Origin of the sequence: Ureibacillus sinduriensis BLB-1 = JCM 15800, from assembly GCF_000772955.1 — a bacterium.
Classification (GTDB): domain Bacteria; phylum Bacillota; class Bacilli; order Bacillales_A; family Planococcaceae; genus Ureibacillus; species Ureibacillus sinduriensis.
In genome coordinates, this window is sequence record NZ_JPVO01000051.1 from 24,802 (window position 1) to 49,355 (window position 24,554).

The following is a 24,554-nucleotide window of genomic DNA, read 5'->3' on the forward strand; positions in this document are numbered from 1 at the left end:
ACTATAGAAAGTAGAGGCCAAAAAAGGTAAATTACACCCTTGATTGCTCCCTACGTCAGTGTTAACTGTCAGGTTCTAAGGGTCAGGTTTTAACCTTCTCAACACAGATTGTGTCCCCCCGCAATTAAAGTAATTTTGCAAAAGAAAAGCCCTCCAAAATATGGAGAGCATACAAGCACACGAATAATATGTACGTTGCTCCCTACGCCCGTATTAACGGATCAGGTTCTAAGGGTCAGGTTTTAACCTTCTCAACACCAATCGTGTCCCCCTGCAAAACATTTAACTATAGTCTATATTACATCAAATATAGAATTAATCTACACTAATTTAAAATATTTGGGAAACAGGCAAGAAAAAAAGCCCTTCCCACATAAGTGGAAAGAGCCTTGAAACGCAAAATTAACGTTTTGAGAACTGAGGCGCACGACGCGCGCCTTTAAGACCGTATTTTTTACGTTCTTTCATACGTGGGTCACGAGTTAGTAAACCTGCAGATTTTAGTGCTGGACGGAAATCTGGGTCAACTGATAGTAACGCACGAGCGATACCATGACGGATTGCACCGGCTTGACCTGTGAATCCACCACCGTTTACGTTTACGAATACATCATAGCTACCTTTAGTTTGAGTTGCTTCTAATGGTTGGTTGATGATTAAGTGTAAAGTTTCGAATGGTAAGTACTCTTCGATGCTACGGTTGTTGATAACAATTTTACCTTCGCCTGGTACTAAACGTACGCGAGCTACTGAGCTTTTACGGCGACCTGTGCCGATATATTGAACTTGTGCCAAGGGTATATCCTCCTCTTAATAATTATCCGCGAAGCGTATAGCTTTCTGGTTTTTGTGCTGCATGTGGGTGTTCTGCTCCAGCGTAAACGTTTAGTTTACCGAACATTTTACGTCCTAAAGAGTTTTTAGGAAGCATCCCTTTAACTGCTAATTCGATCATTTGTGTTGGGTATTTATCTTTCATTTCGCCAGCTGTACGTTGTTTTAAACCACCAGCGAATTGAGTGTGACGGTAATAAATTTTACCTTCTAATTTGTTACCTGTTAAATGAATTTTGTCAGCGTTGATTACGATAACAAAGTCACCTGTGTCTACGTTTGGTGTGAATGTTGGTTTATGTTTACCGCGTAAGATAGCAGCTACTTCAGAAGCTAAACGTCCAAGCGTTTGGCCTTCTGCGTCAACTACTAACCATTTACGATCTACTTCGTGACCTTTAGCCATGAATGTTGTACGCATTTATATATCCTCCTAATCGATTCAATTACCGTTATTTTTCATTAGTATACACTTATAAGTTTCGGGGCTTATTTGTGGTGGTAATGAAAATACCATATGTCATCTTATAATATATTTATACATAAGTCAAGAAAAAAAGCAACACACCTGGTAGTGTTGCTTATTTATTTTAGCACACATTTCGTTTAAGTGCACGCCCAGATTTTGGACTTATAAAATTTAGATTTAATAGAAGACTTTTTCCAGATAGAGACCATGGGCAGGAGCGGTTTTGCCAGCTCTTCCACGATCCATGGAAGCAACAATTCCCTCCAGGTCCTTAACCTCACGCTTCCCTATGCCAACTTCCCACAAGGTTCCCGCAATGATCCGTACCATGTTATATAAAAAGCCATTGCCTTCTATTACCATATGCAGTTCTTCCCCTTGCCAAGAGAAGCTCAAGGATTGAACAGTTCGAACTTTATCCACTACACTTGTATTGGCCGCGCAGAAGCAGGAGAAATCATGTGTTCCGACAATATAGTTTGCAGCAGCCTGCATGTCTTCAACATTTGGCTTCAGACCATTGGTTTCAACGGAATAATGCCGGCGGAAGGGACTTTGTTGTTCCTCACAGTTCCAAATATATCGATACTGTTTGCCTGAGACACTGTATCTTGCATGAAAATCTGCAGCTACTTCCTCCACTGCCAGTACACGAATATCCCGAGGTAATTGGACGTTTAACGCTTTTTTATAACGATCTACCGGAATTGTAAGGGTTGTATCAAAATGAATGACCTGTCCTGTTGCATGGACACGGGCATCCGTACGACCACTCGCCGTAATTTTCACTTTTTCCCCTTTATGCATTTTGGTTAATACATTTTCAAGTTCAAGCTGTACAGTGCGCTCCCCTGGCTGAACTTGATAACCGGCAAAAAGGGTGCCATCGTAACTAATGGTCGCCTTTAAACGTCTCAATGAACTTCACCTCGCCTATTGATTAATTACGATAAAATACTAATAATACAGTCATGACGGCTAGTACAACTAAGCTGGTTGTATCCCGCCAATCCCATTTTAACTGTCGATATCGCGTCCGTCCTTCGCCCCCGCGATACCCACGGACTTCCATCGCCGTAGCAAGATCCTCCGCGCGTTTAAACGCACTGACAAATAGAGGGACCAATAGCGGGACAACCGCTTTTATACGCTCTTTTAAAGGTCCGGCACTTAAATCCGAACCGCGTGCCATTTGCGCTTTCATGATTTTATCCGTTTCATCCATTAATGTTGGGATGAAACGAAGGGCGATGGACATCATTAAAGCTAATTCATGAACAGGCATTTTCATCTTTTTTAAAGGGTTTAACAGTACTTCAATCCCGTCCGTTATGGAAATAGGTGATGTCGTTAACGTCAATATGGATGTCATGAGTACCAGTACCAAGAAGCGGATCGAGATAAAAATACCTTGCCTCAACCCTTCCTCATAGACTTTTAAGAACCCTAGCTCAAAGAGGATGTCCCCTTCTCTAGTAAACAAAATATGAATTAAAAACGTAAATACCAATAGAATCATCACCGGCTTTAATCCATTGATCAAGAAGTACACGCGAATACGGGACATTAGAATGACCAGTAATGTAAAAGCCAATAGTAAAGCATAAGTGATTATATTATTCGCCAAGAAAACAACCAAGATAAAAGCAAATACAAAGACAAGCTTGGAACGCGGGTCCAATCGATGAACAAATGAATCCCCAGGAATATAACGGCCAAATATCATTTTCTCCATCATTTTGCTTCACGCCCCTCTCGTAAGGCATGTGCAACTTCTAAAGCCAGCTCTTCTTCCGTTAAACAAATTTTGGATAATGATCTATTGATTAATTTTTCTATCTTCCTTTGGAAGCGGACTATATGCGGCAGTTCCAAACGGTATTTTTCGAGTGTTTCCGCATCAGAAAATATTTCATGAGGTGTTCCATTCAATACACATCGTCCTTCATGCATAATGGCAATGGCATCAGCGTAACGGGCAGCATCTTCCATACTATGTGTAACAAGGATCGTTGTTAGGCCGCGTTCTTTATGAAGGGCATAAAACATGTCCATAATTTCTTTTTGTCCACGGGGATCAAGCCCCGCGGTCGGTTCATCCAACACAATTACCTCGGGTTCCATTGCAAGCACCCCAGCAATCGCTACACGGCGCATTTGGCCTCCTGACAAATCAAAGGGTGATTTGTTTAAAGTATCCTCTGGTAAGCCTACTAGATGTATCAGCTCGCGTGCCCTTTCTTCCGCAACTTCTTCCGACACACCAAAGTTCATCGGACCAAACATAATATCCTTCAGCACGGTCTCTTCGAACAGTTGATGTTCAGGGAACTGAAAGACAATTCCAACTTTTTGGCGAACAGGTTTTAGTTCCTTGGCTTTTTTCCCGGCAACTATAACCCGGTCTCCAATATGTACTTGTCCTTTTGATGGCTTTAAAAGACCATTAAAGTGCTGAAGGATGGTAGACTTGCCCGATCCTGTATGCCCGATAATCGCCTGATAGGTTCCATGAGGAATTGTTAAATCAACATCGAATAACGCATATTTTTCAAAAGGAGTCCCCATTGAATACGCATAACTTACTTGTTGAAGTTTGATGTCCATAAATCATTCACCAACTCTTCTTCTGACATATGTTGTCCTGCTAATAACACACCATTTTCTTGAAAAAGTTTTGTCATACGCATTGCAAAAGGGAGCTCCAAGCCAAATTCAACAAGCTTATCACCAAGAGCAAAAATTTCGGAAGGTGTTCCTTCAGCGTATTTTTTTCCGTCATTCATAAATAGTACTCGATCTGCAAATATTGCTTCTTCTACATCGTGCGTAATGGAAAGAACGGTCAAGCCAATTTCTTCACGAAGGGCACGAACGGTTTTCAATACCTCATCTCGTCCCTGGGGATCAAGCATTGATGTTGCTTCATCCAAAATTAAAAGCTTAGGTCGCATAGCTAGTGCACCTGCAATAGCGACACGTTGTTTTTGTCCACCAGATAGGTGGTGAGGTTCATGGTTTAAGAACTTGTCCATCTTCACTTGTTCAAGTGATGAGTGAACACGTTCAACCATATCTTTATATGGTACACCGCTATTTTCCAATGCGAATGCTACATCATCCTGTACTGTAGCGCCAACAAATTGATTATCCGGGTTTTGGAAAACCATCCCGATATTTGAACGAGCTTCCCAAAGATTTTCTTCCGTTAAAATATTTCTCATCACGCGCACTTCTCCTTCTTGTGGAAAGAGTAGTCCGCTTACTAGCTTGACCATCGTTGATTTTCCAGAACCGTTATGTCCTACAATCGCTATCCATTCCCCTTCATTAATTGAAAACGAAACATTCTGAACAGCTTTCCTGTGTTCCGGGCTATCTGGTGTATATGAAAAACTTACATTACTAAACGATAAAATCTCGGTCACTGATCTTAGCTCCTCTCTATCTCTACTAACTAAATTACACTGTTTTAAACCGCAATGCTACCTTTTCATAAGGCGTCGTCATATATAAAAATAAGGTACGTTTGCATATCAGAAAAACACCGATCGAAACGTACATTATTTTTGTATATGTATGGTTAAATGAAAAACAGTCTATTGCTCACTGACTCTTTTTTGGAAATAAAAAAGCGCGCACCTCATTCGAAAGAAATGCGCTTTACTACTACATTTGTTTACAAGAACACGGCTGCTCATTTCCGTGCTCTTGATGAATGAGGTGCGGAGAGCTAGACGAGACGCCATCAACTAGTGATCCGCTCATTATAACGCTCAAGCCATTTTATTGTCGTATAAATCATTATGATTATTAGAAAAACACGATTCCCGATATCGAAAATCGACGTTTTTCTACCACTAATGAAGGTGAAATCGAATACCCATCAGTGAAAAAAGAGAGGGGTCCGGGTTCAACCGGTGAACCGGACACCCTCATACCTGTTAATTAAGAATCCGTATTAAACTAATTCAATAATTACTACAGGTGCACCGTCACCACGGCGAGGTCCTACTTTAAGGATACGAGTGTAACCACCTTGACGCTCAGTGTAACGTGGCGCAACATCATTAAATAACTTTTGAAGTGCAAATGAAGTTGTTTCGTTACCTTCTGCATCAGTAGTTGTTACTAGTTCACGACGGATAAATGCAGCCGCTTGACGACGAGCATGTAAATCTCCACGTTTACCTAAAGTAATCATTTTATCAACTACAGAACGTAATTCTTTCGCACGTGCTTCAGTAGTTTCGATGCGTTCGTTAATGATTAAGTCAGTAGCTAAATCACGTAATAACGCTTTACGTTGAGAACTTGTACGACCAAGTTTTCTGTAACCCATGGATGTTCCCTCCTTTAATCTAGACTGCTATAAGTAGATTTACTTGATTAGTCTTCCTTACGTAATCCTAAACCTAGCTCTTCTAATTTAGCTTTTACTTCTTCTAGTGATTTACGACCAAGATTACGTACTTTCATCATGTCGTCTTCTGATTTATTCGCAAGTTCTAGTACCGTATTGATACCAGCGCGTTTTAAGCAGTTATACGAACGAACTGAAAGATCTAATTCCTCAATCGTCATCTCTAAAACTTTTTCTTTTTGATCCTCTTCTTTTTCGACCATGATTTCAGCAGTTTGTGCTTCATTCGTTAAGCCTACGAAGATATTAAGGTGCTCAGTTAAAATTTTTGCTCCGAGCGATATCGCCTCTTTTGGACCGATGCTACCATCTGTCCACACATCAAGTGATAACTTGTCGAAATCAGAGTTCTGTCCAACACGAGTGTTCTCCACTTGAAAATTAACGCGTGAAACTGGAGTGTAAATAGAGTCGATCGGGATCACGCCAATAGGAAGATCCTCACGTTTGTTTTGATCAGCAGGAGTATATCCACGGCCACGACGAGCATACATGCGCATACGTAGATGACCATTTTTAGCGATTGTTGCAATATACAAATCTGGATTTAATATTTCAACGTCACTGTCATGTGTGATATCAGCAGCTGTAACCGTTCCATCACCTTTCACATCAATCTCAATAACTTTTTCTTCGTCAGAGTAGATTTTAAGTGCAAGTTTTTTGATATTCAAAATGATTGAAGCAACATCTTCTACTACGCCTTCGACAGTAGAGAATTCATGTAATACACCATCAATTTGAATAGATGTAACAGCAGCTCCTGGTAATGAAGACAGAAGGATACGACGTAAAGAATTACCCAAAGTGTTTCCGTATCCGCGTTCAAGCGGTTCTACAACAAACTTGCCATATTTGGAATCTTCGCTGATCTCAACAGTTTCAATCTTTGGTTTTTCAATTTCGATCATTCAATTTACCCTCCTTCAAAACATCGAATGTATAGGTTCATAACATCATAATAGTCAAAATGTATTGACTTTATAAGATTTGCACAAGATTTTGTTTTGTACAAGCAATGATGAACTCAAAAGTTTGAGATGCACCCATTACACACGACGACGTTTTGGCGGACGGCAACCGTTATGTGGTACTGGAGTAACATCTTTGATTGCAGTTACTTCTAAACCAGCAGCTTGAAGTGCACGAATTGCAGCTTCACGACCAGCACCAGGACCTTTAACAGTTACTTCCAACGTCTTCAGACCATGTTCAACGGACGCTTTTGCAGCAGCTTCAGCAGCCATTTGAGCAGCATAAGGAGTAGATTTACGTGAACCTCTGAATCCAAGCGCACCAGCACTAGACCAAGATACTGCGTTACCTTGCATATCTGTAATCGTTACGATTGTATTGTTAAATGTAGAACGGATGTGTGCAATACCAGATTCGATATTCTTTTTCACACGACGTTTACGAGTTTGTTGTTTACGAGCCATGTTAAGAAGGAACCCCCTTTACTTATTATTTTTTCTTGTTCGCTACAGTTTTACGAGGACCTTTACGCGTACGCGCATTGTTTTTCGTATTTTGACCACGAACAGGTAAACCACGACGGTGACGGATACCACGGTTAGAACCGATTTCCATCAAACGTTTAATGTTAAGTGAAATTTCGCGACGTAAGTCACCTTCCACTTTATAAGTATCTAATTGTTCACGGATTTTGTTTAACTCATCTTCAGTAAGATCGCGTACACGAGTATCTCCATTGACACCAGCAGCAGCTAATACTTTTTGAGATGTAGTTTTACCAATTCCGTAAATGTAAGTTAATGAAATTACCACGCGTTTGTCGCGAGGAATGTCAACTCCAGCAATACGTGCCATTCGCTACAGCACCTCCTTTTAATTATCCTTGTTTTTGTTTGTGTTTAGGATTTTCACAGATTACCATTACTTTACCGCGTCGGCGAATTACTTTACATTTTTCGCAGATCGGTTTCACAGATGGTCTCACTTTCATCTAACCCAACCTCCTTAATAGTCCGGAGTGCAAAAGATTATTTAAAACGGTATGTGATACGACCGCGAGTTAAATCGTACGGAGATAACTCAATAGTAACCTTATCTCCAGGTAAAATACGGATAAAGTGCATACGAATCTTTCCAGAAACGTGTGCAAGCACCGTGTGCCCATTTTCTAATTCTACCTTAAACATCGCGTTTGGCAAAGTCTCAACAACTGTTCCTTCGACTTCAATTACATCGTCTTTCGCCATCAACCCTGTCTCCCTTCTATATGCGTTTTTCGATTCTCTAACATACACGATAAAGAGAATCTATGCAACTGTTTTTATTCAATAGAAGCAACTTCACCAACATATGCTTGGATTGTATGAGAGATGTTCGAAAGACGCTCGTCTGGTTTCGCTTCACACAATCCAGGGAATGACTACTTCAGATAAAAGAAATGCAATCATTTCTTTACTCGTTATCCCGGAATGCCTTGGATGAGAGATTCATACCCGTTACAAAGATGCTTCCACGAAACCCATAACACTTACCACAAAATAGATTTTATCACATTTGTGTCTCGTGTATACCGGGCACAATATGCTTTTGCAACTCTCAATAAAGTTTTTATTCTGTTGCACCCGCAAAGTCTCCCGCTATAAAGCAGTTTGACTTTCGTCTAATGCCGGGTTTCAGCTGCGGCTGCCCTGTAGTAATAGAGCGTCAAGATCAGCAAACACTTTTACGATATCTTGCTGTCCATCGATATTTGTTAAAACACCTTTAGATTCATAGAAATCAAGTAAAGGTTGTGCTTGATTCATATTTACTTCCAGACGGTTTGCTACCGTATCAGGATTATCGTCCGCACGCGTGTATAATTCGCCGCCATCCTTGTCACATTTACCTTCCACTGCTGGAGGGTTGAAAATGACATGATAAGATGTACCGCAAGTTTTACAAATTCGACGACCACTAAGACGTGCTACTAGTTCATCTTTTTCAACTTGGATATTGATTGTGTGATCAATTTTCTTCCCAAGTTCATCTAGGATGCTATCTAAAGCCTCAGCTTGTGGAACTGTACGTGGGAACCCGTCTAATAAGAAACCTTTTTCACAATCTTTTTGTGCTAGTCGTTCACGAACGATGCCGATCGTAACTTCATCAGGTACTAAAGCACCTTGATCCATATACGATTTAGCTTCTAAACCTAATTCTGTGCCTGCGCTAATAGCGGCACGGAACATGTCGCCTGTAGAAATATGAGGGATTTCGTACTTCTCAACAATTTTGTCTGCCTGTGTACCTTTACCAGCACCAGGTAGACCCATTAAAACGATATTCATACGTTTCACTCCCCCTAAAGCTAGCTGGCTTAGGAAACATGGACGTTTCCTAAAACCTGCATTTTATTTCATAAAGCCTTTATAATGACGTTTTACAAGTTGAGCTTCTAATTGCTTCATTGTTTCCAAAGCAACACCGACTACGATAATGACACTAGTACCACCAATTTGCGCCGAGGCAGGTAGGTTCATGAAATTAATAAATAGGATCGGCAATACTGAGATAACAATTAAGAATAGTGCACCCACAAATGTTAAACGGTATAGAACTTTTGTTAAATAACTTTGCGTATCGTTACCAGGACGTATGCCAGGAATATACGCACCTTGCTTTTTCAGGTTGTCGGACAAGTTTTCAGGATTCACTTGTATAAATGCATAGAAATACGTAAACGCAACAATCAATGCAATATAGATAATCATCCCGACAGGTTTATTATAGTCAAACGTGTTTAGGATGAATGTAGTGAAACCATTTTGACCGAAGAACGTAGCTAAAGTTTGAGGTGTAACAAGAAACGCAATCGCGAAGATTACCGGAATAACCCCTGCGGCATTTACTTTTAACGGTAAATGTGTTTGCTGTGCACCAGCTTGTTGCGAACGTCCTGCAACTCGTTTTGCATATTGAATTGGAATTTTACGCAACGCTTGTTGTATATAAATAACTCCAACTACAACGGCAAGCATAACTAAAGCAAGTAATACCAGGATAGCGATTTTAATGAATAGCTGATCTCCAGCATCCTCGATTTGTTGTGCATAGATTTGATTCACAGTTGTTGGAATTGCAGCAACAATCCCTGCAAAGATAATGATTGAAATACCATTACCAACACCGTGAGAAGTGATTTGCTCACCTAACCACAACAGGAAAGATGTACCCGCAGTAAGAACGATTGCAATAGTCAAGTATGATAACACGCTCGTGTCGGTGATCAAAGAACCACCGTACATTTGGTTGAAACCAAATGACATTGCAAATGCTTGAATGAAAGCTAAAATGATTGTTAGGTAACGAGTAAATTGTGCCAACTTACGTCGACCAACATCACCTTGTTTTGCCCACTCCGCAAACTTCGGTACAACATCCATTTGTAATAGCTGAACAATAATCGAAGCAGTAATGTAAGGCATAATCCCCAATGCAAAGATCGAGAAATTTGACAAAGCACCACCGCCGAAAGTATTAAGGAAACCAATTAAGTTAAACTCATCGGCAACCTTTAATACTTGTGAGTCGACGTTTGGTACTGGAATGAATGTTCCAATACGGAAGACGATCAACATTAATAATGTAAAGATGATTTTATTTCGTATATCTCGAACGCGCATAAAGTTAGAGATCATTTGAAACATTAAATCACCTCAGTTGTTCCGCCAGCGTTCTCGATTGCTTCTTTAGCTGAAGCTGAGAACTTGTGAGCTTTTACTGTAAGCTTTTTGTTAAGAGTTCCATTACCTAGGATCTTAATTCCAGCTTTTTCATTACTCACAATACCAGTTTCTAGTAATAATGCAGCTGTTACTTCTGCACCATCTTCAAAACGGTTTAATGCATCAAGGTTAACGATTGCGAATTCTTTACGGTTGATGTTCGTAAAGCCGCGTTTTGGTAAACGACGGAAAAGTGGGTTTTGACCCCCCTCGAATCCAGGACGAACGCCGCCGCCAGAACGAGCGTTTTGACCTTTATGACCTCTACCTGCAGTTTTACCGTTACCAGAACCGATACCACGACCAACACGGTTACGCTCTTTACGTGATCCTTCTGCTGGTTTTAACTCATGAAGTTTCATATGGGTGGCACCTCCTTGTTCAATGTTTGAAAACTAATTTCCTTTTACAGTAACTAAGTGAGCTACTTTATCTAACATACCGCGAATAGCTGCGTTGTCAGCTTGTTCGACAGTTTGGTTCATTTTACGTAAACCTAAAGCTTCAACAATTTTACGTTGCTGAGGCTTAGTACCGATCAAAGATTTAGTAAGGGTAATTTCTAATTTGTTTGCCATTATAATTCCCCCCCTTATCCTAATAATTCTTCCACTGATTTACCGCGTAGTTTTGCAACGTCCTCTGCGCGTTTAAGTTCATTCAGACCAGACACAGTAGCACGTACCATGTTGATTGGTGTGTTAGAACCTAAAGATTTTGAAAGAATATCAGTAATACCAGCAAGTTCAAGTACGGCACGTACAGGACCACCAGCGATAACTCCAGTACCTGGAGCTGCAGGTTTAATTAAGATTTGACCTGCTCCGAAGCGACCAACAACATCATGTGGAGTTGTTCCACCAACACGTGGCACTTCGATTAAGTTTTTCTTCGCGTCTTCAACAGCTTTACGGATCGCGTCTGGAACCTCTTGAGCTTTACCAGTACCGAAACCTACATGACCGTTTTTATCACCTACAACAACTAGTGCTGTAAAGCGGAAGCGACGTCCACCTTTAACAACTTTAGCAACGCGGTTAATTGTAACTACGCGTTCTTCAAGTTCAAGTTTGTTTGCGTCAATGCGACTCATGAAGTATGTCCCTCCTTCTTATTAAAATTCTAAGCCGTTTTCACGTGCAGCTTCAGCTAAAGCTTTCACACGTCCATGATATAAGTAACCACCGCGGTCAAATACAACAGCAGTAATATTTTTTTCCGCAGCGCGTTTAGCGATTGTTTCACCGATTTTTGCCGCAGCTTCTACATTGCTACCTGCACCCTCAAAACCATTTTCTTGAGAAGATGCACTAACAAGTGTTACACCAGCAACATCGTCAATAAGTTGTGCATAAATGTGTTTGTTTGAACGGAATACGTTTAAACGTGGACGCTCAGCAGTACCCGAAATTTTTGTACGAACACGCACATGACGTTTTTTACGAACTTGATTTTTATCTTGTTTCGTAATCACAGAGGTCACTCCTTTCTAATGCTTAGGCAGCATTATTTACCTGTTTTACCTTCTTTACGACGTACAAATTCGCCTTCATAACGAATACCTTTACCTTTGTAAGGCTCTGGTGGGCGAACATCACGAATGTTTGATGCTAATGCACCAACACGTTCTTTGCTAATACCTTTTACGATTACTTTTGTGTTTGAAGGAACTTCGATTTCTAGACCTTCTTCAGGTGTGAACTCTACTGGATGAGAGTAACCTACGTTAAGTACAAGTTTTTGACCTTGTAATTGCGCACGGTAACCTACACCGATAAGTTCTAGAGAGCGAGAAAATCCTTCAGAAACACCAGTAACCATGTTTGCTAGTAGCGCACGAGTTGTACCATGAATAGTACGGTGTTGTTTTGAATCAGAAGGGCGAACAACATTGATGATGTTACCTTCTAATTCAATTTTCATATCTTGGTTGAATTGACGAGTTAATTCGCCTTTAGGTCCTTTAACAGTAACAGTGTTATCGTCAGAGATAGTCAACGTTACGTTAGCAGGCACCTCGATTGGTTTTTTACCTACACGAGACATTTAGTTGCACCTCCATTCTTTTATTGCTTATTACCAAATGTAAGCTAAGATTTCTCCGCCAACTTTTTTAGCACGTGCTTCTTTATCAGTTAATAAACCTTGAGAAGTTGATACTAAAGCGATACCTAAACCGTTAAGTACACGAGGTACTTCGTCAGTTTTAGCATATACACGTAAGCCAGGTTTTGAAATACGTTTTAAGCCAGTGATAACACGCTCGTTTTCTTTTCCATATTTTAAGAAGATACGGATGATACCTTGCTTATTATCTTCAACATACTCTACATCACGAACGAAACCTTCGCGTTTTAAAATTTCAGCGATTTCTTTCTTTAAGTTTGAAGCTGGTACTTCTAACTTCTCGTGACGAACCATGTTAGCATTACGAATGCGTGTTAGCAAATCTGCGATCGGATCTGTCATTGTCATAAATTTTACCTCCTTCCCAATTTAGGGGATTACCAGCTAGCTTTTTTAACGCCAGGAATTTGTCCCTTATATGCAAGTTCACGGAAACAAATACGGCAAAGTTTAAATTTACGATATACAGAATGTGGACGACCACAGCGTTCACAACGTGTATATTCTTGAACTTTAAACTTTTGCTTACGTTGTTGTTTAACGATCATTGATTTTTTAGCCACGTTTTCGCCCTCCTTATTTTATTACTTTTGGAACGGCATACCGAATTGTGTCAATAACTCGCGAGCTTCTTCATCAGAATTCGCAGTTGTTACGATCACGATGTCCATACCGCGTACTTTTGAAACTTTATCGTAATCGATCTCTGGGAAAATTAATTGTTCTTTAACACCTAGAGTGTAGTTTCCACGACCATCGAATGATTTTTTAGAAACACCGCGGAAGTCGCGTACACGTGGAAGTGCGATAGCGATTAATTTGTCCAAGAATTCATACATACGTTCACCACGTAGTGTAACTTTTGCACCGATAGGCATTCCTTCACGTAGACGGAAACCAGCGATTGATTTTTTCGCTTTAGTTACAACTGGTTTTTGTCCAGTGATGATTGTTAATTCTTCTACAGCAGCATCTAATGCTTTGGAGTTTTGTACAGCGTCACCAACACCCATGTTGATAACGATTTTGTCTACTTTAGGCACTTGCATTACTGATTTATATTCAAACTTGCTCATAAGAGCAGGAGAAACTTCATTTAAATATTTTTCTTTTAGGCGGCTCATGTTCGTACCTCCCTTCTCAAATTTCTTATTAGTCGATTACTGCACCTGATTTTTTTGCAACACGAACTTTTTTGCCATCTTCGATTTTGTAACCTACACGAGTCGGCTCGCCAGATTTCGGATCGATTAGCATTACGTTCGATACGTGGATTGCTGCTTCTTGGCTTACAATACCACCTTGTGGGTTTAACTGGTTAGGTTTAACGTGTTTTTTAACAATGTTGATACCTTCAACAAGAACTCGGTCTTGTTTAGGGAAAGCAGCTAAAACAACGCCTTCTTTACCTTTATCTTTACCAGTGATAACTTTAACTTTGTCGCCCTTTTTTACATGCATTAGTGTCGCACCTCCTTGATTGGTACTATCATGAAATTAAAGAACTTCTGGAGCTAATGAAACGATTTTCATGAAGTTGCTATCACGTAATTCACGTGCAACAGGTCCGAAAATACGAGTTCCGCGTGGTGACTTATCGTCTTTGATGATTACGCAAGCATTTTCGTCAAATTTAATATAAGTACCATCTTTACGGCGTACACCAGATTTTGTGCGAACGACAACAGCCTTAACAACGTCACCTTTCTTGACAACGCCCCCTGGTGTTGCTTTCTTAACTGTTACAACAACGATATCACCGATGTTAGCAGTTTTACGGCCAGAACCACCAAGTACTTTAATTGTTAACACTTCGCGTGCACCTGAGTTGTCAGCAACTTTCATACGACTTTCTTGTTGGATCACTTAGGTTACCTCCCTTCGGAATTCGAATGTTTCCGAAATGTTATTAAATAATAACAGCCTTTTCTACGACTTCCACTAGACGGAAGCGTTTTGTAGCTGATAACGGACGAGTTTCCATGATACGTACGATATCACCGATTTTCGCTTCGTTTAGCTCATCATGAGCCTTGAATTTTTTAGAGTACTTTACACGTTTACCATATAATTTGTGTTTCTTATAAGTTTCAACAAGAACAGTAACTGTTTTGTCCATTTTATCTGAAACTACACGGCCTGTGTAAACTTTGCGTTGATTACGCTCAGTCATACTAAAGAACCTCCTTTATCAGTTATTTGCACTGATTTCTCTTTCACGAATCACAGTTTTCATGCGCGCAATCGCTTTACGAACTTCGCGGATGCGAGCTGTGTTTTCTAATTGACCAGTCGCCAATTGGAAGCGAAGGTTGAAAAGCTCTTCTTTCAGTGATTTCACTTGTAATTCAATTTCAGAAGTGGCAAGGTCACGGATTTCATTAGCTTTCATTAGATTCACCACCAGTTTCTTGACGTTTAACAATCTTACATTTAACAGGAAGTTTGTGTGATGCTAAACGAAGTGCTTCACGTGCGATCTCTTCAGATACACCAGCAACCTCAAACATTACTTTTCCTGGTTTTACTACTGCTACCCAGCCTTCCGGAGAACCTTTACCGGAACCCATTCGAACCTCAAGAGGCTTTTTAGTGTATGGCTTGTGTGGGAAAATTTTAATCCAAACTTTACCGCCACGTTTCATGTAACGTGTCATTGCAATACGGGCAGATTCGATTTGACGGTTAGTGATCCAGCTTGCAGTTGTTGCTTGTAGGCCCCATTCACCGAAAGCTACTTCTTTGCCGCCTTTCGCTTCTCCACGCATGTTACCACGGTGTTCACGACGATATTTTACGCGTTTTGGTAATAACATTATTATTTGCCTCCTTCCACAGAGCTCTTCTTCGTTGGAAGGACTTCACCACGATAAATCCATACTTTAACACCTAATTTACCATAAGTAGTGTCAGCTTCTGCGTGAGCATAGTCGATGTCAGCACGAAGAGTATGAAGTGGAACAGTTCCTTCACTGTAATGCTCAGCACGCGCGATATCAGCGCCACCTAAACGACCAGATACTTGTGTTTTAATTCCTTTTGCAACAGCGCGGATTGTGCGTTGGATTGCTTGCTTTTGAGCACGGCGGAATGATACGCGGTTCTCAAGTTGACGAGCGATGTTTTCAGCTACTAAACGAGCATCAAGATCAGCTCTTTTGATTTCTACGATGTTAATGTGTACACGTTTACCAGTTAGTTCGTTAAGGTATTTACGTAAGTTTTCAACTTCCGTACCGCCTTTACCGATTACCATACCTGGTTTCGCAGTATGAATTGTAATATTTACGCGATTTGCAGCGCGCTCGATTTCTACTTTAGAAACAGATGCTTCTTTTAATGCAGATTCGATATATTTACGAACTTTGATATCTTCGTGTAATAGAGTCGCATAGTCTTTCTCAGCGTACCATTTTGACTCCCAATCACGAATAATACCAACTCGCAGTCCTATTGGATGTACTTTTTGACCCACGGATTAACCCTCCTTCTTCTCAGATACCACTAGAGTGATGTGGCTTGTGCGTTTGTTAATTGCGCTTGCACGTCCTTGTGCACGTGGACGGAAACGTTTTAATGTTGGACCTTCGTCAACAAAAACTTCAGAAACAACTAGGTTGTTTACATCTAAATCATAATTATGCTCAGCGTTTGCAACTGCAGATTTTAATACTTTCTCAACGACTGGAGACGCCGCTTTTGGAGTATGACGTAAAATTGCAACTGCTTCACCAATTTGCTTGCCTCGGATTAAGTCTACTACTAGACGTACTTTACGAGGAGCGATGCGCACTGTGCGAGCGATAGCTTTAGCTTGTGTCATTAGGATTTACCTCCTCTCAAAATTAGCGTCTTGTTTTCTTGTCATCTGCACCGTGACCTTTGTAAGTACGTGTCGGTGCGAATTCGCCTAGTTTGTGACCTACCATATCTTCTGTCACGTATACAGGAACATGTTTGCGTCCATCATATACAGCGATAGTTAAACCGATGAAGTTCGGGAAAATAGTAGAACGGCGTGACCAAGTTTTAATAACTTGTTTTTTTTCTGAACTCTCTTGTGCTTCAACTTTTTTCATTAAGTGATCATCCACAAAAGGTCCTTTTTTCAAGCTGCGACCCATTTAGGAACCTCCCTCCGTGACTCCACCACGGCCCTGTATTCGAACCGTAGTACAATCACATTATTTTTTACGAGAACGAATGATGAACTTACTTGTTTTGTTTTTCTTTTTACGAGTTTTGTAACCAAGAGCTGGTTTGCCCCATGGTGTCATTGGTGATTTACGTCCGATTGGAGAACGTCCTTCACCACCACCGTGTGGGTGATCGTTAGGGTTCATTACAGATCCACGTACAGTTGGGCGTTTACCTAACCAACGAGAACGACCTGCTTTACCAATGTGGATAAGTTCGTGTTGCTCGTTACCTACTTGACCGATTGTAGCACGGCAAGTTGCAAGTACTAAGCGAACTTCACCAGATTGTAAACGAACGATTACGTATTTACCTTCACGTCCAAGTACTTGCGCAGAAGTACCAGCTGAACGTACTAATTGTCCGCCTTTACCAGGTTTTAACTCGATGTTATGGATTGTAGTACCCATTGGAATGTTTGCTAATGGTAAAGCGTTACCTACTTTAATATCTACATCTGGACCAGATACGATTGTTTGACCAACTTCTAATCCTTTTGGAGCTAAGATGTAACGTTTTTCACCGTCAGCATAATTGATTAATGCGATATTCGCAGAGCGGTTTGGATCATATTCAATAGTAGCAACGCGTCCTGGGATTCCATCTTTGAATCGTTTGAAATCGATTACGCGGTATTGCTTCTTATGACCACCACCATGATGACGAACAGTAATTTTACCCTGGTTATTACGACCAGCTTTGCGTTTAATTGGTTCTAATAAAGACTTTTCAGGCTTATTAGTTGTGATTTCCGCAAAATCAGATGACGTCATGTTACGACGGCCATTTGAGGTTGGTTTATACTTTTTAATCGCCATGTGTATTCCCTCCTTCTTGAATGTTCGATTCTTTCCTTATCGGAAATTAGATATCAAAAATTTCGATTTCTTTGCTATCAGCAGTTAATTTAACGATTGCTTTACGACGTTTGTTTGTGTATCCGCCGAATTTACCAACACGTTTAAATTTACCTTTGTAGTTCATGATGTTTACTTTATCAACTGTTACGCCAAAGATTTCTTGCACAGCATCTTTAACTTGAGTTTTATTAGCGCGCACATCAACTTCAAAAGTGTATTTTTTCTCAGCCATAAGCTCAGAAGAACGCTCAGTAATGACCGGACGTTTTAGAATATCACGTGCTTCCATTATCCAAGCACCTCCTCAACTTTTTCTACTGCAGCTTTTGTGAAAACAACTTTTTCATGACCTAAAAGATCAAGAACATTGATTCCAGTAGCTGATACAACCGTTACGCCAGGGATGTTGCGAGCAGATAATGCCACGTTCTCATCTAATTCAGCAGTAACGAATAATGCTTTCTTTTCGATTTTAAGGTTACCTAAAATCGCTTTGAAATCTTTTGTTTTTGGTGCTGCTAATTGCAATGCATCAAGAACTAAGAAATTTTGTTCTCCAACTTTAGCTGAAAGAGCAGATCTAAGAGCTAAGCGACGAACTTTTTTCGGCAACTTGTAGCTATAGCTACGTGGAGTTGGTCCGAATACAGTACCACCGCCACGCCATTGTGGAGAGCGGATAGAACCTTGACGAGCACGACCAGTTCCTTTTTGACGCCATGGTTTACGACCACCACCAGCAACTTCAGAACGGTTTTTAACTTTATGATTACCTTGACGTAGAGAAGCGCGTTGAGCAACTACTGCGTCGAATAATACTGCTTCATTTGGCTCAATTCCGAAAACTAAGTCGTTTAACTCGATTTCACCTACAGAAGCGCCTGTTTGACTAAGTACAGATACTTTTGTCATTCCTGTTTCCTCCTTTCTTCGAGAAATTATTTAGATTTTACAGCAGTTTTCACTGTAACTAATGCTTTACGAGAACCAGGAACATTACCTTTAACTAGTAGCAAGTTACGTTCAACATCAACCTTAACGATTTCGATGTTTTGAATTGTAACTACATTGCCACCCATTTGACCAGGTAAATTCTTTTGTTTAAATACGCGGTTCGGAGCAACTGGACCCATTGAACCAGGACGACGGTGGTAACGAGAACCATGGGCCATAGGACCACGAGATTGTCCGTGGCGTTTAATAACACCTTGGAAACCTTTACCTTTAGTAACTCCTGTTACATCTACTACATCGCCTTCTGCGAAAATTTCTACTTTGACTTCTTGACCAACTTCGTATTCTTCCACGTTTACATTGCGGAATTCACGAATGAAGCGCTTAGGAGCAGTATTCGCTTTTGCTACGTGACCTTGTTCTGGTTTGTTTGAAAGCTTAATACGCTTGTCTTCGAAACCAACTTGAATTGCTTCGTAACCGTCTGTTTCAACAGTTTTCTTTTGAAGAACTACGTTTGGAGTAGCTTCGATAACTGTTACAGGGATTAAATCACCATTCTCAGCGAAAACTTGTGTCATACCAACTTTTCTACCTAAGATTCCTTTAGCCATTTGTCACACCTCCTGTGATTATTAAAAAGTTCTATTTGTTTTTACCATTAAAGTTTGATTTCAATATCAACGCCAGATGGTAAATCAAGTTTCATTAACGCATCAACAGTTTGTGGTGTTGGGTTAATGATGTCGATTAAACGTTTATGCGTACGCATTTCGAATTGTTCACGAGAATCTTTGTACTTGTGAACCGCACGAAGAATTGTGTACACAGATTTTTCAGTTGGTAACGGAATCGGACCTGATACACTAGCACCTGAACGTTTAGCAGTTTCCACAATTTTCTCAGCAGATTGATCTAAAACACGGTGATCATACGCTTTTAAACGGATACGAATCTTTTGTTTTGCCATTATTTTCCCTCCTTTTTTTCGCCTAATTACTAGACATTCTCCACGGAAATTTCCCACACACGCGCCATGGCAAAGCGGCCGGGTGTGTCGGCAACCTCCCGCTTCATCGCAGTCAAAGACCAACATTCAACATTATATACAATAAAAAAAGAATAAGCAAGTGTTTTTGCTGAATTCTTTTCAATTGTCGTCTTTTATACTTCGCTTATCTACATATTGTTTCAAAGCCTTTACTAGTATATAAGAAATTCTATACTATATCAAACATTTATTCATTAATCTTTAGTGGTAATTTGCGTTCTTATTCCTTTAAAATGTAAAATCGCTCCCCAACCCATGGGAAGCGATCTCCTATACTAATAGAATATTTATATTGTATGCCTCTGTATGCAATATCGAGTTCCTTCTATATTATAATGATTCTTTTACAACTCTCTTATAATATTGGATGGACAATATTGCAAACATCGTATACATGATGACATACAGCGTCATTGTGATCACTAATGGCGCAACCAACTCCGATCCAAATAAGAACCAACCGGATTTTACAGCAAAGTAGCTGTGCAATAAACCTATTGCCAAAGGCATCCCAAAGTTAAAGGCTTGTTTTGCATATATTCCCTTCAGAAGGTCGTTTGTCGAGAAACCAATCTTACGAAGAATTTTATAGGACTCTCTCTCCTCCTCTGCTTCAGCCATTTGCTTGAAGTAAAGAATACTGCCTGTTGTAAGTAAAAAGGCAAGTCCTAAGAAGGCTGTTACAAAAATCGTTAATCCCAGAGAGGTAATATTGTTTTTCCTAACCTCTTCATATGATTGCTGAATAAAACTGTCATCGTTACTTTCATTTGCGATTGCTCTTTTGTCGGCCAAGTTCTGATAAATCTCTTCTGCTTTTTCCGTATCTTTGCTATCAGCAAGATTTATGCCAATTTGAGATGTGAACTTGAACTCCTCTGCTGCGTTATCCAGTCGTATCTTATCGAAGGTCTCATCCGTTACCACCAAAATTGGACTGCCCATTGTGACTCTGCCGGATACAAGATTGTCTTCACGGACATCCGTAATATATAGAGGTATTTCACTTTCCCCAGCTTTCACTTTAATATCCCGCCCTGGATGGATCGGCAAAACCTCTGCTAAAACACTCACATAACTCGTTATCAAAGCCTCTCCCTTTTCCAACTGTACATCAGGCGCTACCTGTTGAAAATCACTTAAAGAGACAACAGTAGTTTCAGAATCTCCACTGACCAAAGTGATTTCCTTTAAATGATTCGATACTAGCTCACTAATATCCAACATGACATTTGAAATTTGATATGTGTCCTGTTCAAATTCAATACCTTCACGCTCCAGCTGATCGATAAATTCCGTTCCTTGATTATTTAATAGAATATAGTCATATGGCGAGACCTGCCTTGCATTCTCTCCTGCAGAGTAATACGAAATATAGGATAAGCTCATAATTCCAACTGCCAGTCCTGTTAATATCGTGATGAGCGTTAATGACTTGGAGTTCCCTTTCATCCTATGCATAATGGGCGTAACTGCCATTACATCCCTTACCTTTAAGTGACCACTTTTCTTTGCTCTTATCAAATTCATGATGAGCGAAACGGAGTACCGGAAAAATAAAAATGTCCCGAGCACTGTGGAACCAAGTATGATAATCATGTGCAGAAATAAATTATTAAAGATCCCTTGCTTCTCTACATCAAATAATAAGGTAGATTGATAATATCCAAAAGCTATAAGCAACAATCCCAGCAATCCTACTACCGACTGGAAGATACTGAACCGCTTCACACGTTCATCGGCTTGTTTTGCAGCACTAAATAGAGACAATAGCGAAACTCGGCGCACCATCCATACCAGCTGCAATATGATGACTACTAAAAGAATAGCAAAAATAATAACCGATTGCTTCAATGCTTCTTGGGAGAACGAAAGTTGGATTACAAAATCGATCTCCAGCAATTTCATTAAGATCATGGCAAATAAACGGGAGCTAAGAAACCCTAGAATCATCCCAATACAAACAGCCAATATAAAAAGTACAATATTTTCTAAAGCAATCAACCGCACTACTAACCCTTTTGTCATACCGATCAGTTGATAAAGACCAATCTCTTTACTTCTTCTTTTCATAAACAGCTGGCTTGCATAAAGTACAAATAAGGTGATAATTACATATAAAATATAGCTTGCCACAGTGAAGCCTGCAGAAGCTGTCCCACTTAGCCTAAGCGCTTCAACTACACTCGGATTATACTGAAGTGTGGTGAATGAAAAACAAAGCGTCACACTAAAAATAAGCGCAAAGAAATATAAATAGTATTGTTTGAGGTTTTTCCGCATACTTCGAAATACCAACCGACTAAGCGTCATAACCATCACCACCTAGTACACTTTGAGTACTCATAATTTGCTGGAAAAATTGCTGCCTTGTTTTATCTCCTCTGTAAAGTTCTGTATAGATAGCCCCATCCTTCAGGAATAAGACTCTTGAGCAGAAGCTGGCTGCAACTGAATCATGGGTAACCATCATAATGGTTGCGGATTTTTGTTGATTGATCTTTTCCAAATTGGTTAGTAACGCAGTTGCCGATTTCGAATCAAGCGCACCTGTTGGTTCATCTGCAAACACTAATGTCGGATTTGTAATCAACGCACGTGCGGCAGATGTTCTTTGCTTTTGACCTCCTGATATTTCGTTTGGATACTTATTCAAGATATCTGAAATGCCGAGCAAGGCAACAAGCTCTTTTAATCGGCTATCCGCAACCGCTCTTGGCAGCTTGCTAATCGAGAATGGAAGTAGAATGTTTTCTTTAACTGTAAGTGTATCGAGCAGATTATAATCCTGGAAGATAAATCCGAGCTGCTCCCTTCGAAACTTGGCCAACTCCTTTTCTTTCATGCCCCTTAAACTCTGCCCACTAATTTCAACAACCCCTTCTGTTGGGTGATCAATCGAGCACAGGACATTTAACAGCGTCGTCTTACCAGAACCGGATGGTCCCATGATTCCGACAAATTCCCCTTTACTAACTTCTATATCAATACCTTTCAACACTTCTTGTGCTGTTGATTTTTTCCCAAATACTTTTCTAATTTTTCTACCAACCAAAACTGACAATTTGTTTCGCCCCTTTCCTTTACTATTTTCATTTTACAGTTCCGGATATATTCCTACCTCCGATTTACATGACAAAAAGAAATGGTAGGTGACATTTCTGTCATCTACCATAACTTTTTTGATACTCATTTTGAAGCGGGAATTTCAGAGTGAATTTGGATCCCACATTTAAAGTTGATTGTGCATATATAGCTATTCCGAGACTCTCGGCTGCATTTTGTGCTAAGTATAATCCCATACCTGTCGATTGAACCGATTCCCGGCCGATTGTTCCGGTATACGATTTTTGAAAAATGCGCGGTAAATCCTCAGGACGAATACCGACTCCATGGTCCTCAAAATGCAACAGCAAGTGAGAGGAATCATCCATTTCCGTATATATGGAGATTTCACTATTACCATGACTATATTTTATGGCATTTGATAAGATTTGACGTACTATAAAACATAACCATTTTCTATCGGAAATTACTTTTTGATCCAATCCCTCCGTCTGAAAACCTATCCCCTTCTCCATGCACCATGTCTGAAACTCCCTTATTTCATTAAAGATTACAGATTTTAATACTATGTTCTCCAAACGGTTGTCCTTCTCTATTGATGCTAATCTTGTATGGTGAAGTTGTTGGTCCAGTAATAAATGTATTCTCATCCACTCATTTTCAAGCCTGTGACGGAGCCTGATATCCTCAACCTGTTCAATCATCAACTTCAGAGCAGTAAGTGGCGTTTTCATCTCGTGTACCCAGGCAAGAAGGGCTTCCGTATCTTCAAGTAGCTTTACGTTCGACTGATTGAGCAAAACTTCTTTTTGTTCGATGACATTTTGAAATTCTTCAAAATATTTGCGTTGGAAAGGAGAGAGGGCTGTATCTTGTCTATATAAGAACTCTCTAGCATTCGACAAATTTCCCAGGAAATGATTTACCCCTTGTGTTTCCTTTATACAGCGCCAAAATAGAAAGGATACGACCAAAACAGTTGTGACTATATTAAAATAGCTGGTTGATATACCAGAAAATCCTGCATCCAGAAAGAATATTATATTTATGAAAGATATGAGTATGAAAATGAAGGCAATCCATGCCAAACGCTCTTTTAAAAACAATAAAAAACCCATTCGTCACCTCTTTACCGTAATTGCCATATAACCGAGTCCCTTTTTAGTGACAATAACGTCTTTTAAACCAATCTCTTCAAGTTTCATTCTTAACCGATTGATATTCACAGTTAACGTATTATCATTAACGAATCTTTCATCATCCCAAAGTTTACGCATTAATTCATCCCTTGATACTACTTTATCCAACTGTTGCAAGAGCAACCTTAATATAAATAGTTCATTTTTTGTCAGCTCACACGAATGATTGTCAAACAAGACGGTCCCTTTGGCATAATCGACCGTTGCATTATTCCAGCGCACCAATTCAGTTTGCTCATCTGTATAGTCATAGGTGCGACGCAAAATCGCTTGAACCTTCGCCAACAAGACATCCATGTGAAAAGGCTTCTGCACAAAGTCGTCTGCCCCCATTTGCATGGCCATGACCATATCCATTGGATGGTCCCGGGAAGATAAAAAAATAATAGGCACTTTTGAAACTGTTCGTATTTCTCTGCACCAATGGAACCCATCAAATGCAGGTAATTGAATATCTATAATTACTAATTGGGGGCTTTCTGCGATAAAATAATCCATCACTTTTTGAAAGTCAGGGGGGCCAATGATATGCATGTCCCAGTTGATAAATCGCTCCTGTATCATTTCAAAAATTGATTGATCATCTTCAATTAATAGCACCTTTGTTACCATATCATCACTCCTCAAGTTTA

At 40.0% G+C, this 24,554-nt stretch carries 39 protein-coding genes and 2 riboswitches; all 39 genes read right to left on the reverse strand.

The genetic code is table 11. From position 1 onward, the window contains the following. Positions 1–30 precede the first annotated feature (30 nt). A riboswitch (TPP riboswitch) is annotated at positions 31–130 on the reverse strand. 52 nt (positions 131–182) lie between these two features. Next, positions 183–283, reverse strand: a riboswitch (TPP riboswitch). A 119-nt stretch (positions 284–402) separates the two neighbouring features. Further along, positions 403–795 (reverse strand): 30S ribosomal protein S9, encoded by a 393-nt coding sequence (rpsI, locus tag CD33_RS10680; protein WP_036200707.1) that lies wholly within the window; start codon positions 793–795, stop codon positions 403–405. 22 nt (positions 796–817) lie between these two features. Then, positions 818–1,255 carry a 50S ribosomal protein L13 gene (gene rplM / locus CD33_RS10685; protein WP_036200711.1) on the reverse strand — a complete coding sequence of 146 codons (438 nt, stop codon included), beginning with the start codon at positions 1,253–1,255 and terminating at the stop codon, positions 818–820. Between the two features lie 225 nt (positions 1,256–1,480). Further along, positions 1,481–2,221 carry a tRNA pseudouridine(38-40) synthase TruA gene (truA, locus tag CD33_RS10690; protein ID WP_036200713.1) on the reverse strand — a complete coding sequence of 247 codons (741 nt, stop codon included), beginning with the start codon at positions 2,219–2,221 and terminating at the stop codon, positions 1,481–1,483. Between the two features lie 22 nt (positions 2,222–2,243). Further along, positions 2,244–3,041 (reverse strand): energy-coupling factor transporter transmembrane component T family protein, encoded by a 798-nt coding sequence (locus tag CD33_RS10695; protein ID WP_036200716.1) that lies wholly within the window; start codon positions 3,039–3,041, stop codon positions 2,244–2,246. Then, positions 3,038–3,910 (reverse strand): energy-coupling factor ABC transporter ATP-binding protein, encoded by an 873-nt coding sequence (locus CD33_RS10700; protein WP_036200718.1) that lies wholly within the window; start codon positions 3,908–3,910, stop codon positions 3,038–3,040. The genes CD33_RS10695 and CD33_RS10700 overlap by 4 nt, the downstream gene beginning before the upstream one ends. After that, complete coding sequence (locus tag CD33_RS10705; protein ID WP_036200719.1) at positions 3,886–4,731, reverse strand: energy-coupling factor ABC transporter ATP-binding protein; 846 nt, start codon at positions 4,729–4,731, stop codon at positions 3,886–3,888. Before CD33_RS10705 ends, CD33_RS10700 begins: the two co-directional genes overlap by 25 nt. Before the next feature lie 533 nt (positions 4,732–5,264). Further along, positions 5,265–5,645: a 50S ribosomal protein L17 gene (gene rplQ / locus CD33_RS10710; RefSeq protein WP_036200720.1), complete on the reverse strand. Its 381-nt coding sequence runs from the start codon at positions 5,643–5,645 to the stop codon at positions 5,265–5,267. 47 nt (positions 5,646–5,692) lie between these two features. After that, the gene (locus CD33_RS10715) at positions 5,693–6,637 is read right to left on the reverse strand and encodes a DNA-directed RNA polymerase subunit alpha (protein ID WP_036200721.1); all 945 of its coding nucleotides are present in this window, start codon (positions 6,635–6,637) and stop codon (positions 5,693–5,695) included. A 138-nt stretch (positions 6,638–6,775) separates the two neighbouring features. Next, complete coding sequence (gene rpsK / locus CD33_RS10720; RefSeq protein ID WP_036200722.1) at positions 6,776–7,165, reverse strand: 30S ribosomal protein S11; 390 nt, start codon at positions 7,163–7,165, stop codon at positions 6,776–6,778. 25 nt (positions 7,166–7,190) lie between these two features. Continuing rightward, positions 7,191–7,556: a 30S ribosomal protein S13 gene (gene rpsM / locus CD33_RS10725; protein ID WP_036200723.1), complete on the reverse strand. Its 366-nt coding sequence runs from the start codon at positions 7,554–7,556 to the stop codon at positions 7,191–7,193. Between the two features lie 22 nt (positions 7,557–7,578). Beyond that, on the reverse strand, positions 7,579–7,692 hold the full coding sequence (rpmJ, locus tag CD33_RS10730; protein WP_000868344.1) for a 50S ribosomal protein L36: 114 nt from the start codon (positions 7,690–7,692) through the stop codon (positions 7,579–7,581). Between the two features lie 37 nt (positions 7,693–7,729). After that, positions 7,730–7,948: a translation initiation factor IF-1 gene (infA, locus tag CD33_RS10735; protein ID WP_016839390.1), complete on the reverse strand. Its 219-nt coding sequence runs from the start codon at positions 7,946–7,948 to the stop codon at positions 7,730–7,732. Between the two features lie 426 nt (positions 7,949–8,374). After that, positions 8,375–9,031 carry an adenylate kinase gene (locus tag CD33_RS10740; RefSeq protein ID WP_036200725.1) on the reverse strand — a complete coding sequence of 219 codons (657 nt, stop codon included), beginning with the start codon at positions 9,029–9,031 and terminating at the stop codon, positions 8,375–8,377. Between the two features lie 63 nt (positions 9,032–9,094). After that, on the reverse strand, positions 9,095–10,390 hold the full coding sequence (secY, locus tag CD33_RS10745; RefSeq protein ID WP_036200727.1) for a preprotein translocase subunit SecY: 1,296 nt from the start codon (positions 10,388–10,390) through the stop codon (positions 9,095–9,097). Then, positions 10,390–10,830: a 50S ribosomal protein L15 gene (gene rplO, locus CD33_RS10750; RefSeq protein WP_036200728.1), complete on the reverse strand. Its 441-nt coding sequence runs from the start codon at positions 10,828–10,830 to the stop codon at positions 10,390–10,392. Before rplO ends, secY begins: the two co-directional genes overlap by 1 nt. Positions 10,831–10,863: 33 nt before the next feature. Further along, positions 10,864–11,046, reverse strand: coding sequence for a 50S ribosomal protein L30 (rpmD, locus tag CD33_RS10755; RefSeq protein WP_036200729.1), 183 nt, complete (start codon positions 11,044–11,046; stop codon positions 10,864–10,866). Between the two features lie 14 nt (positions 11,047–11,060). Beyond that, positions 11,061–11,561 (reverse strand): 30S ribosomal protein S5, encoded by a 501-nt coding sequence (gene rpsE / locus CD33_RS10760; protein ID WP_036200730.1) that lies wholly within the window; start codon positions 11,559–11,561, stop codon positions 11,061–11,063. 21 nt (positions 11,562–11,582) lie between these two features. Next, entirely contained in the window at positions 11,583–11,942 is a 360-nt protein-coding gene (rplR, locus tag CD33_RS10765; RefSeq protein ID WP_036200731.1) for a 50S ribosomal protein L18, read from the reverse strand. Positions 11,943–11,974: 32 nt separating this feature from the next. Beyond that, positions 11,975–12,514, reverse strand: coding sequence for a 50S ribosomal protein L6 (rplF, locus tag CD33_RS10770; RefSeq protein WP_036200732.1), 540 nt, complete (start codon positions 12,512–12,514; stop codon positions 11,975–11,977). Positions 12,515–12,544: 30 nt separating this feature from the next. After that, entirely contained in the window at positions 12,545–12,943 is a 399-nt protein-coding gene (gene rpsH / locus CD33_RS10775; RefSeq protein WP_036200733.1) for a 30S ribosomal protein S8, read from the reverse strand. Between the two features lie 29 nt (positions 12,944–12,972). Beyond that, on the reverse strand, positions 12,973–13,158 hold the full coding sequence (locus CD33_RS10780) for a type Z 30S ribosomal protein S14 (RefSeq protein ID WP_004233656.1): 186 nt from the start codon (positions 13,156–13,158) through the stop codon (positions 12,973–12,975). A gap of 21 nt (positions 13,159–13,179) precedes the next feature. Continuing rightward, positions 13,180–13,719, reverse strand: a complete 540-nt coding sequence (gene rplE, locus CD33_RS10785; protein WP_036200734.1) for a 50S ribosomal protein L5 — start codon at positions 13,717–13,719, stop codon at positions 13,180–13,182. 28 nt (positions 13,720–13,747) lie between these two features. After that, on the reverse strand, positions 13,748–14,056 hold the full coding sequence (rplX, locus tag CD33_RS10790; RefSeq protein ID WP_036200735.1) for a 50S ribosomal protein L24: 309 nt from the start codon (positions 14,054–14,056) through the stop codon (positions 13,748–13,750). A gap of 36 nt (positions 14,057–14,092) precedes the next feature. Then, positions 14,093–14,461, reverse strand: a complete 369-nt coding sequence (gene rplN / locus CD33_RS10795) for a 50S ribosomal protein L14 (protein WP_036200739.1) — start codon at positions 14,459–14,461, stop codon at positions 14,093–14,095. A 43-nt stretch (positions 14,462–14,504) separates the two neighbouring features. After that, positions 14,505–14,768, reverse strand: coding sequence for a 30S ribosomal protein S17 (gene rpsQ, locus CD33_RS10800; protein WP_036200740.1), 264 nt, complete (start codon positions 14,766–14,768; stop codon positions 14,505–14,507). Positions 14,769–14,786: 18 nt separating this feature from the next. Then, positions 14,787–14,987: a 50S ribosomal protein L29 gene (gene rpmC, locus CD33_RS10805; protein ID WP_036200742.1), complete on the reverse strand. Its 201-nt coding sequence runs from the start codon at positions 14,985–14,987 to the stop codon at positions 14,787–14,789. Beyond that, a complete protein-coding gene (rplP, locus tag CD33_RS10810; RefSeq protein ID WP_036200745.1) occupies positions 14,977–15,411 on the reverse strand; it encodes a 50S ribosomal protein L16 in 435 nt (144 codons plus the stop codon). The genes rpmC and rplP overlap by 11 nt, the downstream gene beginning before the upstream one ends. Positions 15,412–15,413: 2 nt before the next feature. Further along, positions 15,414–16,070: a 30S ribosomal protein S3 gene (gene rpsC, locus CD33_RS10815; protein ID WP_036200747.1), complete on the reverse strand. Its 657-nt coding sequence runs from the start codon at positions 16,068–16,070 to the stop codon at positions 15,414–15,416. A gap of 3 nt (positions 16,071–16,073) precedes the next feature. Beyond that, complete coding sequence (gene rplV, locus CD33_RS10820) at positions 16,074–16,418, reverse strand: 50S ribosomal protein L22 (protein WP_036200749.1); 345 nt, start codon at positions 16,416–16,418, stop codon at positions 16,074–16,076. 22 nt (positions 16,419–16,440) lie between these two features. Then, positions 16,441–16,719, reverse strand: coding sequence for a 30S ribosomal protein S19 (gene rpsS / locus CD33_RS10825; protein WP_036200750.1), 279 nt, complete (start codon positions 16,717–16,719; stop codon positions 16,441–16,443). Between the two features lie 60 nt (positions 16,720–16,779). Continuing rightward, the gene (rplB, locus tag CD33_RS10830; protein WP_036200751.1) at positions 16,780–17,610 is read right to left on the reverse strand and encodes a 50S ribosomal protein L2; all 831 of its coding nucleotides are present in this window, start codon (positions 17,608–17,610) and stop codon (positions 16,780–16,782) included. 46 nt (positions 17,611–17,656) lie between these two features. Continuing rightward, complete coding sequence (gene rplW, locus CD33_RS10835) at positions 17,657–17,941, reverse strand: 50S ribosomal protein L23 (RefSeq protein ID WP_036200753.1); 285 nt, start codon at positions 17,939–17,941, stop codon at positions 17,657–17,659. Then, complete coding sequence (gene rplD, locus CD33_RS10840) at positions 17,941–18,564, reverse strand: 50S ribosomal protein L4 (RefSeq protein WP_036200755.1); 624 nt, start codon at positions 18,562–18,564, stop codon at positions 17,941–17,943. Before rplD ends, rplW begins: the two co-directional genes overlap by 1 nt. 26 nt (positions 18,565–18,590) lie before the next feature. Continuing rightward, positions 18,591–19,220, reverse strand: coding sequence for a 50S ribosomal protein L3 (gene rplC / locus CD33_RS10845; protein ID WP_036200756.1), 630 nt, complete (start codon positions 19,218–19,220; stop codon positions 18,591–18,593). Between the two features lie 47 nt (positions 19,221–19,267). Then, positions 19,268–19,576, reverse strand: coding sequence for a 30S ribosomal protein S10 (gene rpsJ, locus CD33_RS10850; protein WP_036172433.1), 309 nt, complete (start codon positions 19,574–19,576; stop codon positions 19,268–19,270). A gap of 411 nt (positions 19,577–19,987) precedes the next feature. Then, positions 19,988–21,970, reverse strand: coding sequence for an FtsX-like permease family protein (locus tag CD33_RS10855; protein ID WP_036200757.1), 1,983 nt, complete (start codon positions 21,968–21,970; stop codon positions 19,988–19,990). Then, on the reverse strand, positions 21,960–22,721 hold the full coding sequence (locus tag CD33_RS10860) for an ABC transporter ATP-binding protein (RefSeq protein ID WP_036200758.1): 762 nt from the start codon (positions 22,719–22,721) through the stop codon (positions 21,960–21,962). The genes CD33_RS10855 and CD33_RS10860 overlap by 11 nt, the downstream gene beginning before the upstream one ends. Before the next feature lie 100 nt (positions 22,722–22,821). After that, the gene (locus CD33_RS10865) at positions 22,822–23,841 is read right to left on the reverse strand and encodes a sensor histidine kinase (protein WP_036200759.1); all 1,020 of its coding nucleotides are present in this window, start codon (positions 23,839–23,841) and stop codon (positions 22,822–22,824) included. A 3-nt stretch (positions 23,842–23,844) separates the two neighbouring features. Continuing rightward, positions 23,845–24,534 carry a response regulator transcription factor gene (locus CD33_RS10870; protein ID WP_036200761.1) on the reverse strand — a complete coding sequence of 230 codons (690 nt, stop codon included), beginning with the start codon at positions 24,532–24,534 and terminating at the stop codon, positions 23,845–23,847. Between the last annotated feature and the right edge of the window lie 20 nt (positions 24,535–24,554).

Bases quoted from the DNA above. Each gene is read 5' to 3' on its own strand.
- rplM (WP_036200711.1), bottom strand. From the start codon at position 1,255: ATGCGTACAACATTCATGGCTAAAGGTCACGAAGTAGATCGTAAATGG.
- CD33_RS10695 (WP_036200716.1), bottom strand. From the start codon at position 3,041: ATGATGGAGAAAATGATATTTGGCCGTTATATTCCTGGGGATTCATTT.
- CD33_RS10700 (WP_036200718.1), bottom strand. From the start codon at position 3,910: ATGGACATCAAACTTCAACAAGTAAGTTATGCGTATTCAATGGGGACT.
- rplQ (WP_036200720.1), bottom strand. From the start codon at position 5,645: ATGGGTTACAGAAAACTTGGTCGTACAAGTTCTCAACGTAAAGCGTTA.
- CD33_RS10715 (WP_036200721.1), bottom strand. From the start codon at position 6,637: ATGATCGAAATTGAAAAACCAAAGATTGAAACTGTTGAGATCAGCGAA.
- rpsK (WP_036200722.1), bottom strand. From the start codon at position 7,165: ATGGCTCGTAAACAACAAACTCGTAAACGTCGTGTGAAAAAGAATATC.
- rpsM (WP_036200723.1), bottom strand. From the start codon at position 7,556: ATGGCACGTATTGCTGGAGTTGACATTCCTCGCGACAAACGCGTGGTA.
- rpmJ (WP_000868344.1), bottom strand. From the start codon at position 7,692: ATGAAAGTGAGACCATCTGTGAAACCGATCTGCGAAAAATGTAAAGTA.
- infA (WP_016839390.1), bottom strand. From the start codon at position 7,948: ATGGCGAAAGACGATGTAATTGAAGTCGAAGGAACAGTTGTTGAGACT.
- CD33_RS10740 (WP_036200725.1), bottom strand. From the start codon at position 9,031: ATGAATATCGTTTTAATGGGTCTACCTGGTGCTGGTAAAGGTACACAG.
- secY (WP_036200727.1), bottom strand. From the start codon at position 10,390: ATGTTTCAAATGATCTCTAACTTTATGCGCGTTCGAGATATACGAAAT.
- rplO (WP_036200728.1), bottom strand. From the start codon at position 10,830: ATGAAACTTCATGAGTTAAAACCAGCAGAAGGATCACGTAAAGAGCGT.
- rpmD (WP_036200729.1), bottom strand. From the start codon at position 11,046: ATGGCAAACAAATTAGAAATTACCCTTACTAAATCTTTGATCGGTACT.
- rpsE (WP_036200730.1), bottom strand. From the start codon at position 11,561: ATGAGTCGCATTGACGCAAACAAACTTGAACTTGAAGAACGCGTAGTT.
- rplF (WP_036200732.1), bottom strand. From the start codon at position 12,514: ATGTCTCGTGTAGGTAAAAAACCAATCGAGGTGCCTGCTAACGTAACG.
- rpsH (WP_036200733.1), bottom strand. From the start codon at position 12,943: ATGACAATGACAGATCCGATCGCAGATTTGCTAACACGCATTCGTAAT.
- rplE (WP_036200734.1), bottom strand. From the start codon at position 13,719: ATGAGCCGCCTAAAAGAAAAATATTTAAATGAAGTTTCTCCTGCTCTT.
- rplX (WP_036200735.1), bottom strand. From the start codon at position 14,056: ATGCATGTAAAAAAGGGCGACAAAGTTAAAGTTATCACTGGTAAAGAT.
- rpsQ (WP_036200740.1), bottom strand. From the start codon at position 14,768: ATGACTGAGCGTAATCAACGCAAAGTTTACACAGGCCGTGTAGTTTCA.
- rpmC (WP_036200742.1), bottom strand. From the start codon at position 14,987: ATGAAAGCTAATGAAATCCGTGACCTTGCCACTTCTGAAATTGAATTA.
- rplP (WP_036200745.1), bottom strand. From the start codon at position 15,411: ATGTTATTACCAAAACGCGTAAAATATCGTCGTGAACACCGTGGTAAC.
- rplV (WP_036200749.1), bottom strand. From the start codon at position 16,418: ATGACACAAGCTAAAGCTATCGCTCGCACAGTGCGCATCGCTCCTCGT.
- rpsS (WP_036200750.1), bottom strand. From the start codon at position 16,719: ATGGGTCGCAGCTTGAAAAAAGGACCTTTTGTGGATGATCACTTAATG.
- rplB (WP_036200751.1), bottom strand. From the start codon at position 17,610: ATGGCGATTAAAAAGTATAAACCAACCTCAAATGGCCGTCGTAACATG.
- rplW (WP_036200753.1), bottom strand. From the start codon at position 17,941: ATGGAAGCACGTGATATTCTAAAACGTCCGGTCATTACTGAGCGTTCT.
- rplD (WP_036200755.1), bottom strand. From the start codon at position 18,564: ATGACAAAAGTATCTGTACTTAGTCAAACAGGCGCTTCTGTAGGTGAA.
- rplC (WP_036200756.1), bottom strand. From the start codon at position 19,220: ATGGCTAAAGGAATCTTAGGTAGAAAAGTTGGTATGACACAAGTTTTC.
- rpsJ (WP_036172433.1), bottom strand. From the start codon at position 19,576: ATGGCAAAACAAAAGATTCGTATCCGTTTAAAAGCGTATGATCACCGT.
- CD33_RS10855 (WP_036200757.1), bottom strand. From the start codon at position 21,970: ATGACGCTTAGTCGGTTGGTATTTCGAAGTATGCGGAAAAACCTCAAA.
- CD33_RS10865 (WP_036200759.1), bottom strand. From the start codon at position 23,841: ATGGGTTTTTTATTGTTTTTAAAAGAGCGTTTGGCATGGATTGCCTTC.
- CD33_RS10870 (WP_036200761.1), bottom strand. From the start codon at position 24,534: ATGGTAACAAAGGTGCTATTAATTGAAGATGATCAATCAATTTTTGAA.